The organism is Paludibacterium denitrificans (genome assembly GCF_009707705.1).
In the GTDB taxonomy this organism is placed as follows: Bacteria; Pseudomonadota; Gammaproteobacteria; order Burkholderiales; family Chromobacteriaceae; genus Paludibacterium_A; species Paludibacterium_A denitrificans.
The window spans coordinates 94,665-106,782 of record NZ_WLYX01000002.1 but is presented as its reverse complement, the minus strand read 5'-3'; the positions used below and the strand labels follow the sequence as shown (position 1 = coordinate 106,782).

The 12,118-nt window shown below is 58.3% G+C and carries 14 protein-coding genes and 2 pseudogenes; 2 read left to right on the top strand and 14 right to left on the bottom strand.

Features of this window, described 5'->3' with window-relative positions; all coding sequences use genetic code 11:
- Window positions 1–314: 314 nt before the first annotated feature.
- The 3 genes from GKE73_RS26325 to GKE73_RS21130 form a co-directional block, all read right to left on the bottom strand.
- Window positions 315–803, bottom strand: a complete 489-nt coding sequence (locus tag GKE73_RS26325; protein WP_376767460.1) for a peroxidase family protein — start codon at window positions 801–803, stop codon at window positions 315–317.
- A 102-nt stretch (window positions 804–905) separates the two neighbouring features.
- Complete coding sequence (locus GKE73_RS26320) at window positions 906–1,406, bottom strand: peroxidase (protein WP_376767459.1); 501 nt, start codon at window positions 1,404–1,406, stop codon at window positions 906–908.
- The gene (locus GKE73_RS21130; protein WP_230371661.1) at window positions 1,358–2,413 is read right to left on the bottom strand and encodes a peroxidase family protein; all 1,056 of its coding nucleotides are present in this window, start codon (window positions 2,411–2,413) and stop codon (window positions 1,358–1,360) included. The genes GKE73_RS26320 and GKE73_RS21130 overlap by 49 nt, the downstream gene beginning before the upstream one ends.
- A 566-nt stretch (window positions 2,414–2,979) precedes the next feature.
- Here GKE73_RS21130 and GKE73_RS21125 point away from each other — a divergent pair.
- Window positions 2,980–3,540: pseudogene (locus GKE73_RS21125) on the top strand (hypothetical protein); the annotation flags it as partial.
- A 271-nt stretch (window positions 3,541–3,811) separates the two neighbouring features.
- On the top strand, window positions 3,812–4,219 hold the full coding sequence (locus tag GKE73_RS21120) for a diguanylate cyclase (RefSeq protein ID WP_312854603.1): 408 nt from the start codon (window positions 3,812–3,814) through the stop codon (window positions 4,217–4,219).
- A 427-nt stretch (window positions 4,220–4,646) separates the two neighbouring features.
- On the opposite strand, the pseudogene GKE73_RS21115 reads toward GKE73_RS21120, so the two are convergent.
- From GKE73_RS21115 to GKE73_RS26825, 11 genes and pseudogenes are all read right to left on the bottom strand, one after another.
- Window positions 4,647–7,618, bottom strand: a pseudogene (locus GKE73_RS21115) (Tn3 family transposase).
- A 2-nt stretch (window positions 7,619–7,620) separates the two neighbouring features.
- Complete coding sequence (locus tag GKE73_RS21110; protein WP_001162010.1) at window positions 7,621–8,178, bottom strand: recombinase family protein; 558 nt, start codon at window positions 8,176–8,178, stop codon at window positions 7,621–7,623.
- Between the two features lie 117 nt (window positions 8,179–8,295).
- The gene (locus GKE73_RS24400; RefSeq protein ID WP_280955271.1) at window positions 8,296–8,577 is read right to left on the bottom strand and encodes a TolC family protein; all 282 of its coding nucleotides are present in this window, start codon (window positions 8,575–8,577) and stop codon (window positions 8,296–8,298) included.
- A complete protein-coding gene (locus GKE73_RS24395; RefSeq protein WP_280955270.1) occupies window positions 8,514–9,182 on the bottom strand; it encodes a TolC family protein in 669 nt (222 codons plus the stop codon). Before GKE73_RS24395 ends, GKE73_RS24400 begins: the two co-directional genes overlap by 64 nt.
- 5 nt (window positions 9,183–9,187) lie before the next feature.
- Complete coding sequence (locus tag GKE73_RS21100; protein WP_230371659.1) at window positions 9,188–9,697, bottom strand: TolC family protein; 510 nt, start codon at window positions 9,695–9,697, stop codon at window positions 9,188–9,190.
- 84 nt (window positions 9,698–9,781) lie between these two features.
- Window positions 9,782–10,255, bottom strand: a complete 474-nt coding sequence (locus GKE73_RS21095) for a cytochrome c (protein ID WP_230371658.1) — start codon at window positions 10,253–10,255, stop codon at window positions 9,782–9,784.
- Window positions 10,256–10,283: 28 nt separating this feature from the next.
- Window positions 10,284–10,994 carry an ABC transporter ATP-binding protein gene (locus GKE73_RS21090; RefSeq protein WP_230371657.1) on the bottom strand — a complete coding sequence of 237 codons (711 nt, stop codon included), beginning with the start codon at window positions 10,992–10,994 and terminating at the stop codon, window positions 10,284–10,286.
- A 1-nt stretch (window position 10,995) separates the two neighbouring features.
- Window positions 10,996–11,184, bottom strand: a complete 189-nt coding sequence (locus GKE73_RS26840; RefSeq protein WP_230371656.1) for an ABC transporter permease family protein — start codon at window positions 11,182–11,184, stop codon at window positions 10,996–10,998.
- Window positions 11,181–11,543 (bottom strand): FtsX-like permease family protein, encoded by a 363-nt coding sequence (locus tag GKE73_RS26835; RefSeq protein ID WP_230371655.1) that lies wholly within the window; start codon window positions 11,541–11,543, stop codon window positions 11,181–11,183. The genes GKE73_RS26840 and GKE73_RS26835 overlap by 4 nt, the downstream gene beginning before the upstream one ends.
- The gene (locus GKE73_RS26830) at window positions 11,528–11,908 is read right to left on the bottom strand and encodes an ABC transporter permease (RefSeq protein WP_230371654.1); all 381 of its coding nucleotides are present in this window, start codon (window positions 11,906–11,908) and stop codon (window positions 11,528–11,530) included. The genes GKE73_RS26835 and GKE73_RS26830 overlap by 16 nt, the downstream gene beginning before the upstream one ends.
- A complete protein-coding gene (locus GKE73_RS26825; RefSeq protein ID WP_230371653.1) occupies window positions 11,883–12,101 on the bottom strand; it encodes a hypothetical protein in 219 nt (72 codons plus the stop codon). Before GKE73_RS26825 ends, GKE73_RS26830 begins: the two co-directional genes overlap by 26 nt.
- Window positions 12,102–12,118 lie beyond the last annotated feature (17 nt).

Here is a 12,118-nt window from a genome sequence, read left to right as displayed (position 1 = left end):
CACGATGTGTAGAAGGGAGCTGTGTGAGCGATTCAGAAAGGTCGTAAAAAGAAGCCAACGCTTAGACAGATAAAGCATCTGCTTCGCATGCACCTACCTGTTATGGACTCAGAGTCCGTCCCAAGCGGGTATCATCTCTGACATACTGCATGCTTGTTCTGAAGATGAATTCGGTTATGCCGTTAAGGTCACCGAAAGCAATGAGTCCGGTTGCCAACACTTGCCATCAATGACATAAAGAAAAGGCCAAACAGCTAGTGCGCTGTTTGGCCTTTCTGTTTTTGCAACATGGCGGACGTACCCCGCCGACCACGTTATGCCAGATCGAATCGGTCTGCGTTCATCACCTTGCCCCACGCGGCAATGAAATCGTTAACGAACTTCTCTTTGTTGTCGTCCCGGGCATAGACCTCAGCATAGGCACGCAACACCGAGTTGGAGCCAAACACCAGATCAACACGCGTCGCCGTCCATTTGGTTGCACCTGTTTTCCGGTCCACGATAGCGTAGCGGCTATGGCCCGTCGGCTTCCAGCTATAGGCCATGTCGGTGAGATTAACGAAAAAGTCATTGGTCAAGGTGCCAACACGGTCCGTGAATACACCATGTTTTGTGCCCCCATGGTTAGTGCCCAGTACGCGCAACCCACCAATTAACGCTGTCATTTCACAAGCTGTCAGGCGCATCAACTGTGCACGGTCGAGCAGCAGCTCTTCCGCGCTCACCACATAGTCTTTCTTCAGCCAGTTGCGGAAACCATCGGCTAGCGGCTCCAACGCCTCGAACGATTCGGCATCGGTCATCTCTGCTGTCGCATCGCCACGCCACGGAGAGAAAGGAACAGTCACCTCCATGTTAGGCGGCCTTGGCGGCCTGCTCAATGCCTACATTGCCTGCCAGCACGATCACGTCGGCCACGCTGGCGCCTCGGCGGCGATCTTTTCATACACCGCCAAGGCCTTGGCTAGCCGGACCGGCTCGTTGCCTTCCCAGTCCTTTTGCGGCGTCAGACGAATGCGAGCCCCGTTGGCACCGCCGCGCTTATCCGAGCCACGGAAGGTACGGGCGCTATCCCGGGCGGTGGCCACCATCTCAGAGATGGAGAGTCCGCTGGCGGCGATCTTGGCCTTCACAGTCGCCACGTCGTAGTCGCGGCGACCGGGCACGGGGTCTTGCCAGATCAGGTCTTCCTGCGGAACGTCCGGGCCGATGTAACGGGACTTCGGCCCCATGTCACGGTGAGTCAGCTTGAACCAGGCCCGGGTGAAGACTTCCGAGAAATACGCCTGGTCCTGAGCAAAGCGCTCGGCGATCTTGCGGTAGTCCGGGTCGAACTTCATGGCCATGTCTGCGTCGGTCATGATCGGTTTGTGGTGGATCGATGGATCTTCCACATCCGCTGGCATGTCTTCTTCTTTGATGTTGACCGGCTCCCACTGCCGGCACCTGCTGGACTCTTCTTTAGTTCCCACTCGTGCCCGAGCAGCATTTGGAAGTAACCGTTGTCCCACTGGGTGGGGTGAGTTGTCCAAGCCCCTTCGATGCCGCTAGTGACAGCATCCCGACCAATGCCTCGTGTGGCGTGATTCATCCAGCCCAAGCCCTGTTCTTCCAGCTCAGCTCCTTCGGGCGCGGGTCCCGGGTTGCTGGCACTGCCGTTGCCGTGAGTTTTGCCGACAGTGTGGCCGCCAGCGGTCAGGGCTACGGTCTCCTCATCGTTCATGGCCATGCGGGCGAAAGTGACGCGAATGTCACGGGCGGTCTTGATCGGGTCGGGTTGACCGTCCACACCTTCCGGATTCACATAGATCAGGCCCATCATCACAGCGGCCAGCGGGTTTTCCAGGTCACGGTCGCCGGAGTAGCGGCTGCCTGCACCGCCACTGGGGGCCAACCACTCTTTTTCAGAACCCCAGTAAGTGTCTTTTTCCGGGTGCCAGATATCTTCTCGGCCAAAGCCGAAGCCGAAGGTCTTGAGACCCATTGACTCATAGGCCATGGTGCCAGCCAGCACGATCAGGTCAGCCCAGCTGATCTTGTTGCCATACTTCTTCTTGATCGGCCAGAGCAGGCGGCGGGCTTTGTCGAGGTTGGCGTTATCGGGCCGGGAATTAAGCGGAGCGAAACGCTGGTTTCCGGTACCCGCACCACCGCGGCCATCGGCAATGCGGTAGGTGCCCGCCGCGTGCCAGGCCATACGGATCATTAGACCACCGTAGTGCCCCCAATCCATTAGCCACCAGTCCCGGCTGCTGGTCATCAAGGTCTTGATATCGTTTTTGAGCGCAGCAACGTCCAGCTTTTTGAGTTCTTCACGGTAGTTGAAGCCCGGCCCCATCGGGTCGGTCTTGTTGTCGTGCTGGTGCAGGATGTCGAGGTTCAGGGCCTTGGGCCACCAATTCATGTTAGCCATGCTCGCCGACGTTACACCACCGTGCATGACGGGACACTGACCACCAGAACTTGCATTCTTGTTCTCCATCTCTCACTCCTTGAGCGGCGTCGTTAACGGAAAACGCTCCGGGCCTGCATGGCAAGGCCGTTGCAAAGGCTCACGATGAATCCGTTTCAATCACTATAGTCCGAGGTTCAATGTTGAGGCGCCTCGAAAATCATCATTGCTGTATTCATGGGCTCTATCACATGGAATGACTTCTAAAACTGTTGCCAAGCAAGTAGCATGACAGCGTGCCAAAGCTTGGAGTTGTTTTTTGATGCCCCGTCCTACTCGTCAGGCTATTCGTGGCTTTCTGATTCGGCACCCCAACCTCATTGTCGTTGTCACGGCGGTGATGGCACTTCTCATCCTCGGGCATCACCTACGTCAACCTGCGACACGAACGCGACAATGTTCGTGAACACGCCACCGAAAACGCTGAAAACATCGCCTTGATCATCGAACGCGATGTGACGCGTAACCAGCATTTACTGGACTTATCGCTCCACGCGGTGATTGAAGGCGTTCAAGATCCCGGCGTCATGAAACTGCCACCCCGTTATCGACGGCTGGTCCTGTTTGACCGTTCCGTTTCAGAAGGCCCTTACGTAGGTGCTTCTGTCTACGTCGATGCACATGGAGACGTTGTCACGGAAGCTCGCAGCGATACGCCCCGTGTGGCCAACTTTGCGGATTTCGCTTGGTTTAAGGGGCACCGCGCACATTCTGATATCGGTCTCTACATCAGCGCTCCCTATCCCCTACGCTTGCACAACCATAAGCTCGGGATTGTCATGAGTCGGCGGGTGAACCATTCGGATGGCGCCTTTGCCGGGGTGGCGGCCACCTCGATCGACCTCGATTATTTTGAGCGTTTGCTATCAGGCTTGAAGGTGGGGACCAAAGGGGTAATCACCTTGATGCAACCGGATGGCACGATTGTAATGAGGGTACCGGGGCGACAGGCATGGGTTGGCAAATCTCTTTTGCACTCCGAAACTTTCCAACGTTATCAGCGATGGCATGAGCGAAGTTTCGTGGGCCGGGCGACGTCCGATGGGGTCGAACGACTGTTCGTCATTCGTCAGTTCAAAAACGCCCCGTTTGTCATCAGTGTGGGCTTGGGCACCGAGGACATTTACGCAAACTGGCGAGAACATGCCCTGCGCGTGGCAGGTTTGATGGTATTGCTCGTCATCGGTTTGTTAGCGGCGGCCCGGCTACTCGCGCAAGAATTCAAGCATCGTCTGACGGTAGAAAAAAGCCTGTCATTATTGGCTCGTCAGGATGGCCTTACCGGGCTGAACAACCGACGCACGCTAGATGAAGTCTATCAACAAGAGCTGAAGCGCGTAAGCCGAACCGGCTCCCCCCTTGTCGGTATTGTTCGTCGATATCGACCATTTCAAACAATACAACGACACCTATGGTCATCAGGCGGGAGACAAAGTGCTGATCAGCGTAGCTGGGGCTATTGCACGCAGCATCAAGCGGCCACAGGATATTGCCGCACGTTTCGGTGGAGAAGAATTCGTGATCATCCTGCCTGACACCGCACTCCACGGCGCGCAAGAAGTAGCCGGACGAATCCAGAGCGCGGTAGCGGGATTGCAAATTGAACATTTGCATAGTGCATTTACCAGGCTAACCGTGAGTATTGGCTGTGCGTGCAGCCAAGAACTCCAAGAAACAGAACAGCCCGACTTGATGCAGGCTGCTGACCGGGCACTGTATCAAGCCAAAACCGCAGGGCGAAACCAGGTCATGGCTTACCAAATGTAGAAACATGCGGAAGACAAGTGAAGTAATCCTCGGTTACTGGATTCTTTGATGGAGATTTGTCGCTGGCTATAGTTTTGAATAAAAAAAGCCGCTCCAGTTTGGAGCGGCTGAACGTAGAACTTGCGAACACAACCTTGGATAGCTGCGAGGGCATGGTCCCATCTCCAACCGGCCGTATCAAGCTGGCCAGTTGGCCTAGTCACAATGAACCAACCGTCTCATCAGACTTGTTTGATCGTGTTTGAACCTGACACAACCTGACTTTCTGTTTCACCGATGCCGGTTTCGCTCTGGCCTTGTGGTTCGGCCCAGCGCCTTCTTCCCCACCGGCCGGACACGTCTTGCTGCGGGCAAACCAAGTATCCACTACATCTACCGTCCCACGGCACATAGTGGGGTCGTCTCAGAAAACGGAAAATAAAGCACGCTAAGCCGGTGGCAGCGGTCGCAATGGCCTGAACTTCCCCGCACCGACCTTGGCACTGCTGCGCCATAGGTAATCGCCGGTCAGGTTGATATGCTCCCACCCCAGCGGTGACAGATATTGCAGCAACGTGTCGTCCAGCGCCTTGCCGTGGGCACGCAAAGCACTGGTGGCACGCTCCAGATAGACCGTGTTCCACAACACGATGGCCGCCGTCACCAGATTGAGGCCGCTGGCCCGGTAGCGCTGCTGCTCAAAACTGCGGTCGCGGATTTCACCCAATCGGTAGAAGAAGACCGCCACGGCCAGCGCGTTGCGCGCCTCGCCCTTATTCAGCCCCGCATGGACGCGGCGGCGCAGCTCCACGCTTTGCAGCCAATCCAGAATGAACAGCGTGCGCTCGATGCGCCCCAGCTCGCGCAGGGCGACGGCCAAGCCGTTTTGGCGCGGATAGCTGCCGAGCTTGCGCAGCATCAGCGAGGCCGTCACCGTGCCCTGCTTGATCGAAGTGGCCAGCCGTAGGATTTCATCCCAATGAGCGCGAATAGCCTTGATGTTCAGCCTGTCGCTGCTAATCATCGGCTTGAGTGCATCGTAGGCAGTATCGCCCTTGGGAATGAACAGCTTGGTGTCGCCCGGTCGCGGATGCGCGGCGCGAACCGGAATCCCAGAAAGTGCATCAGGCCGAACACATGATCGGTGAAGCCCGCCGTGTCGGTGTAGTGTTCCTCGATACGCAAGTCAGACTCGTGGTACAGCAGGCCATCGAGCACATAGGTCGAGTCGCGCAAGCCGACGTTGACCACCTTGGCGCTGAAGGGCGCGTATTGGTCGGAGATATGGGTATAGAACGTCCGCCCGGGCTACTTCCATACTTCGGATTGATATGCCCGGTGCTCTCTGCCTTGCTGCCGGTTCGGAAGTTCTGGCCGTCCGACGATGACGTGGTGCCGTCGCCCCAGTTTCCGGCGAAGGGTTGTCGAAACTGTGCGTTCACCAGCTCGGCCAGCGCCGTCGAATAGGTTTCGTCGCGAACGTGCCAGGCTTGCAGCCAAGACAGCTTGGCGTAGGTGGTGCCGGGCAGGACTCGGCCATCTTGGTGAGCCCAAGATTGATACCATCAGCCAGAATCGTCGTCATCAGCAAGGTTTTGTCCTTGGCCGTGTCGCCGGTCTTCAGGTGTGTGAAGTGGCGCGTGAAGCCCGTCCATTCATCGACCTCCATCAGCAACTCGGTGATCTTGAGGTGCGGCAGCAACATCGCCGACTGGTCAATCAAGGCTTGCGCGGCGTCTGGCACCGCTGCGTCCAGCGGCGTGATCTTCAGGCCCGATGCAGTGGTGATGATGGCATCCGGTAAGTCGTTGGTCGCCGCCATGCGGTTGACTGTGGCGAGTTGCGCCTCCAATAATTCCAGTCGGTCATGCAGATATTGGTCGCAGTCGGTGGCCACGGCCAGTGGCAATTCGCTGGCCAGCTTCAGGGTGGCGAACTTCTCGATCGGCACCAGGTATTCGTCGAAGTCCTTGAACTGGCGCGAACCCTGCACCCAAACATCACCAGAGCGCAGTGCGTTCTTCAGCTCCGACAGGGCGCATAACTCGTAGTAACGCCGGTCAATACCCTCGTCGGTCAGAACCAGCTTTGCCCAGCGCGGCTTGATGAATGCGGTTGGCGCATCGGCGGGCACCTTGCGCGCGCTGTCGCTGTTCATGCCGCGCAGCACGTCGATGGCATCGAGCACACCCTTGGCGGTGGGCGCGGCGCGCAGTTTGAGCACGTCCGGGAACTGCGGCGCATAGCGGCGCAGCGTGGCGTAACTCTCGCCGATATGGTGCAGGAAATCAAAATCGGCAGGCCGCGCCAGCGTTTGCGCCTCGGTGACGCTGGCGGCGAAGGTGTCCCACGGCATGACCGCTTCGATGGCGGCGAACGGATCGCCGCCGCTTTGTTTGGCTTCAATCAGCGCCTGACCGATGCGCCCATACATCCGCACCTTGTCGTTGATCGCCTTGCCGGAAGCCCTGGAACTGCTGTTGATGCTTGTTCTTGGCCGCATTGAACAGCTTGCCGATGATGCGGTCGTGAAGGTCGATGATTTCATCAGTGACGGTGGCCATGCCCTCGATGGCCAGTGCTACCAAGGTGGCGTAACGCCGCTGCGACTCGAACTTGGCCAGGTCGGCGGGCGTCATCTGGCCGCCCTCGCGGGCGATCTTGAGCAAGCGGTTTTGGTGTACCTGCCGTTCGATGCCAGCAGGTAGGTCAAGCGCCTGCCGGGCTTTGAGGCGTTCGATGTGTTCAAGCATGTGGCGCGAGTTCGGCTTGGCGGGCGATTGGCGCAGCCACGCTAGCCACGTCATTTTGCTACCATCCTTGCGCTTGAGCAGTTCGTCCAGGGCGCTGGCGATGGACAGGTATCAAGGAATCGGCCAATGCCGCATGGATGCTCCGGTTGGCACGGGTAATGGCCTCGGCGCTTGCGCGCTCGATGGCATTCATGGCGGGTAGGATGATGCTCTGCCGCCGCAGGTTTTCAACAAGGGTGCTGGCCAGCACAATGCCTTTGTCTGTTTGCAAGGCCAGTTCGGTCAATGTATGCACGGCTTGCCGGTAGTGACTCATGGTGAAGGGCTTGAATCCAAACACCGTTTGCAGCTCGACCAAGTGCTCCCGCCGTGTCTGCTCGCGCTGGCCGTAATCGTTCCAGCTTTCCACCGGCACCTTGAGTTGTGCGGCCACCATGCGCAGCAGGGGCGGAAATGGAGGTTCATCGACGCCCAAGAAGATGCCGGGGAATCGCAAGTAGCAAAGCTGCACGGCGAAGCCCAATCGATTCGCGGCGCCGCGACGCTGACGGATCACCGACAGGTCGGTTTCGTTGAACGTGTAGTGCCGTATCAGTTCGTCTTTGGCATCTGGCAGTGCCAGCAGACTTTCGCGCTCGGTGGCGGACAGGATTGAGCGGCGTGGCATGGTCAGTCTTCCCGCAGGTACTGGTACAAGGTTTCGCGGCTGATGCCGAAGTCACGGGCCACCAAGGTTTTTTGGTCGCCTGCCGCAACTCGCCGTTTCAACTCGGCAATTTGTTCGCTGTTCAGCGATTTCTTTCGTCCCCGGTAGGCACCGCGCTGCTTGGCCAGCACGATTCCCTCGCGCTGACGTTCGCGGATCAGGGCGCGCTCGAACTCAGCAAAGGCTCCCATGACCGACAGCATCAGATTGGCCATCGGTGAGTCCTCGCCGGTGAACGTCAGCCCTTCTTTGACGAACTCCATGCGCACGCCCCGTTGTGTCAGCCCTTGGACGATGCGGCGCAGGTCATCAAGGTTGCGTGCCAACCTGTCCATGCTATGCACCACCACGGTGTCGCCCTCGCGGACGAAGGCCAGCAGCCTTTCAAGTTCGGGACGTTGTGTGTCCTTGCCTGAAGCCTTATCGGTGAATACCTTGCCGACTTCTATTTGTTCCAGTTGTCGATCAGGATTCTGGTCGAAGCTGCTGACGCGGACGTAGCCGATACGTTGACCTTGCAAGATGCCTCCAAAGGTAAAAATGTCAGGATGAAATCTATTACCCTTGGCTGAATGTGTCAATAAATATAAATTCACACTCTACTCTGACGTTTTTTGTGCTCAACATCTGACATCAGGTTAGGGCATAGCCTTAACTGACACCACCTCCCGGGCCTGATATAAAGCAACACTATCGACTAGGCGTTGTGCACGGGCCGCAACCATATTGATCCGGATTGACTGTGCCTGTTGCTGCGCGATGAGCAGTTGCAGGTAGCTGGCCGCGCCCAGCCGGTATTGCCGCTCGACCGACTGCAAGGAGGCCTGTGCAGCCATATCAGCGGCAGCGAGGGCAGTCAAAGTTTGTGCATCGCTTTCCACCGCGCGCAGGGTGTCGGCGACGTTACGCAAAGACTCCAATACGACGCTCTGGTAATTGGCTGCGGCGGCATCAAAAGCGGCGAGCGCCGCTCTTTTTCAGCGGGTAGCCCCGGATTAAAAAGAGGCTGGGTGAGCTGCGCAACCAGGCCCCACACTGCCGAGCCACCACCGAACAGGGTACCGGTGGTCAGCGCTTGAGAGCCAAGGTTGGCGCTCAGGTTGATCTGTGGGTAGAGCTTGGCGACAGCCACACCATAGTCTGCATTGGCCGCATGCAACAGCGCCTCTGACGCCTGGATATCCGGTCGGCGGCGCACCAGTTCTGAGGGCACGACGAGCGGCATCTCGACGGGCAGAGTGAAATCGGCCAGAGTGAAGGCCGGGATGCCACCCGTGCACGGGGCACGACCGGCTAGCACCGCCAGTAGATGTTCGGTTTGTTGCAGTTGTTTACGCAGCGCAGGCAGTTCTGCCCGCGTTTGCTCCGCCTGAGCTTGTAGGCTCAACGCTTCATCAGGTGAGGCCTGACCGATACGCACGCGTTCATGGGCTAGGCGCAGTTGCTCATCCTGCACGCGCAAAATGGCAGTAGTGGCTTCTAGTTGCGCGGCGAGGCGTGCTCGGGTAATGGCAGCGGTTGCCATGTTGGTTAAGCAAGGGCCGGGCGCGCAGCATTCAGTTCGAAGCGACGGTAGTCGGCGCGAGCAGCCAAGGCTTCGAGTGCGCGCCGGTTGCCGCCAGCCAGATCGAGGTTGTAATGCACGCCAACGCTGGCGTTGTAGAGGCTGAATTGACGTGCGTCTCCGCTCAACCCTTGGCTACTGGGACTCATTTGCTGGCGCTGAGATCCCAGTGCGACATCTACCTGTGGATATTGCGTCGAGCCCGCCTGTGCGGCAAGAAGCTCCTGCGCCTGTCGCAAATTGGCGCTGATGCTCGCCAGCGTCGGGCTGACATGGAAAGCTTCGTTGATCAGTCCGTCGAGTGTGGATGAACCCAAGCTTTGCCACCATTGCGTTTCGATCGGAAGCCCTTCGACTAGACGTTGTGTTTCGCCGAACTGCGTGGGAGCGGACGCGGTTCTATCAGCCACCGGTGTTGCAGTGTAGCGAGCCACATCGGGTGCGGTGGGACGCTGAAAATCAGGTAAGCGGCGCAACCGGCCAGACCGGCGGTGACCAGACCAGCTACCGGGTAAGTTGCCGCAAGCCGTCTTTCGAGGCTGATGGGGCGCTGGCATGTTTTAGCGTGCTCCATAAAAATGCTCCACGAAAGGTTTACGGAAAGCTTGGTGGCAGCCCAAGCAGCTTTCCTGCACGTGGGCGAATGATTGGATCACCGCCTTGCCGTCGCTGCTCGCAGCAGCCAGCTTCATGGCCAGCGCCGCCTCGTGAGTCTGCGCGTCAAAGTTTCTGAACTTGGTCGCATCAGCGCCGAGGTAAGCAAGGATGCGCATTTTTTCAGTAAGCGGTGGCTCGGGGTGTGCAGCAACTTTTGGGGCGAGCTGAACGACCTGAACCCATTCCTCCTGCGAAATCGCACCGGTAATAGCCTGCATGTTGCGCCCGAGTTCCTGCATGATCTTGCGTAGCGCCAGTGGCTCAACACGGGTAGCGTCACCAGCCCAAGCTGGCAACTGAAAACCCCATAAAAGCAGGCAGGCCGTAACGGTCAGGGTGATAGTTCCAAATGCGTGGCTGTGTTTGCGGTGGGTCATGAAATTCTCCTGTAATTCAATCGTTCTCTCATTCGAACTCCCGCCCTTCGCCAGCTTCCTCATGGGTCACACCGTCGCGGATGTGGTAGATGCGCTTGAAAGTGGGGATGATCTTTTCGTCATGGGTGACGACGATGATGGCGGTCTCGAACTTCCGAGCCATGTCATTGAGGATGCGGATTACAGCCATGGCGCGCTCACTGTCTAGTGGAGCTGTGGGCTCATCAGCCGGGATCACCGGAGGGCGATTGACCAAACCTCGCGCAATGGCGACCCGTTGCTGCTCGCCACCGGAGAGTTGCGAGGGCATGGCGCGAGCCCGGTGTTGCACATCGAGCGCGGTGAGCAGTTCCAGTGCCTTCGCGCGCGACTCCCCATTCGCGACGCCTGCGAGCATCGGCAGTAGCGCCACGTTGTCGGTGACATCGAGAAACGGAATCAGGTATGGTGCACGGAAAACGAAACCGATCTTGTCGCGCCGCAAGGCGCGCAAGTCGCGGACTTTCCAGCCATCGTCGTAGATCACTTCATCGCCCAGCGTCATGCGACCGGCGGTCGGATCAATCGCCGCGCCCAGACATTTGAGCAGCGTGCTCTTGCCGGACCCGGAAGGGCCAATCAGGCCCACCACCTCGCCGGGTGCCACCTGCATGTCCACGCCTTTCAAGGCATTGACCGCAGTATCGCCCTCGCCATAACGTTTTCTCAAACCTTCGATGCGAATGCCTTTGCCACTCATCTCAACCTCCAATGGCTTCGGCCGGGTCGACCTTGAGTGCCATGCGAATGGCGACGATGCTGGCTAGAACGCAGATCACGAGCACGGCGAAAAAACCGGCGATGGAGTCGAACGGCATCAGCAGTACGTACTTGGGAAACAGGGGCGCTGAGAAAGTGGCTGTGATCTTGCCGACCACGAAACCAATCACGCCCGGGCGAGCGCCTGCTGCATGATCATCGCGGCGATGGTTCGGTTGCGTGTGCCGATGAGCTTCAACACCGCGATCTCGCGGATTTTGTCCATCGTCAGCGAATAGATGATGAAGGCAACGATGGCCGCGCTAACGATGGCCAGAATCACCAAGAACATGCCGATCTGCTTGGCCGACGTGGCGATCAACTTGCCGACGAGGATGTCTTCCATCTGTGCCCGTGTGTAGACCGTCAAACGTTTCCAGCGTCGGATGGATTCGGCAACCTCGTCCGGCGCATGACCAGGTTTCAGAGTGACCAGCACTGCATTGACGAACGCGTTGGTGCTCTGTGAAGCAATCACGGCATCCAGCAAACCAGTAACACCGGGTCGATTGAAGGCCGGGTTGGCTTCGGTGCGACGCTTTGCCAAATGGCGTCGTTGTCCTTGAGGAACTGAGCCTCTTGGGCATCCTTGAGCGGAATGAATACCATCGGGTCGCCGCTGGACGACACCATGCGCCGTGTCAGCCCCACGACGGTGTAATGATTTCGGCGAATGGCAAGACGATCTCCCAGTTTGAAGCCGGTGGCGATGTCGGCCACCGCCTCGTAGTGACCGCGCGTGATCTGGCGTCCAGCGACGAGATAAGGAGGCCATCCGGGTGTAGCCCCCAACGCACCGGGCGCGATGCCGACCACCATGGTGCGTACATCACTCTCGCCCTTGCGTACCTGCATGGTCAGGTAGGGTCACGTTCGCTGCCTGTGAGACTCCCGGCATGGCGAGAATGGCGCGATACACGTCATCGTTGAGGCTGGACGACTCCGCATAAGGACCCAGAGTATCCTTTTGCACCACCCAAAGGTCAGCGCCACTGTTGTCGAGCAACGCCTTGCCGTCGTCCACCATGCCTCGGTACACCCCAGCCATGACCAGGGTAACGCCGA

What these genes read in the sequence shown, in the direction of transcription:
- GKE73_RS26830 (WP_230371654.1), bottom strand. Translation starts at nt 11,908, where the DNA reads ATGCAGGTACGCAAGGGCGAGAGTGATGTACGCACCATGGTGGTCGGC.
- GKE73_RS21130 (WP_230371661.1), bottom strand. Translation starts at nt 2,413, where the DNA reads ATGGCTAACATGAATTGGTGGCCCAAGGCCCTGAACCTCGACATCCTG.
- GKE73_RS26325 (WP_376767460.1), bottom strand. Translation starts at nt 803, where the DNA reads ATGACCGATGCCGAATCGTTCGAGGCGTTGGAGCCGCTAGCCGATGGT.
- GKE73_RS21095 (WP_230371658.1), bottom strand. Translation starts at nt 10,255, where the DNA reads ATGACCCACCGCAAACACAGCCACGCATTTGGAACTATCACCCTGACC.
- GKE73_RS26825 (WP_230371653.1), bottom strand. Translation starts at nt 12,101, where the DNA reads ATGGCTGGGGTGTACCGAGGCATGGTGGACGACGGCAAGGCGTTGCTC.
- GKE73_RS26320 (WP_376767459.1), bottom strand. Translation starts at nt 1,406, where the DNA reads ATGCCAGCGGATGTGGAAGATCCATCGATCCACCACAAACCGATCATG.
- GKE73_RS24395 (WP_280955270.1), bottom strand. Translation starts at nt 9,182, where the DNA reads ATGGCAACCGCTGCCATTACCCGAGCACGCCTCGCCGCGCAACTAGAA.
- GKE73_RS21090 (WP_230371657.1), bottom strand. Translation starts at nt 10,994, where the DNA reads ATGAGTGGCAAAGGCATTCGCATCGAAGGTTTGAGAAAACGTTATGGC.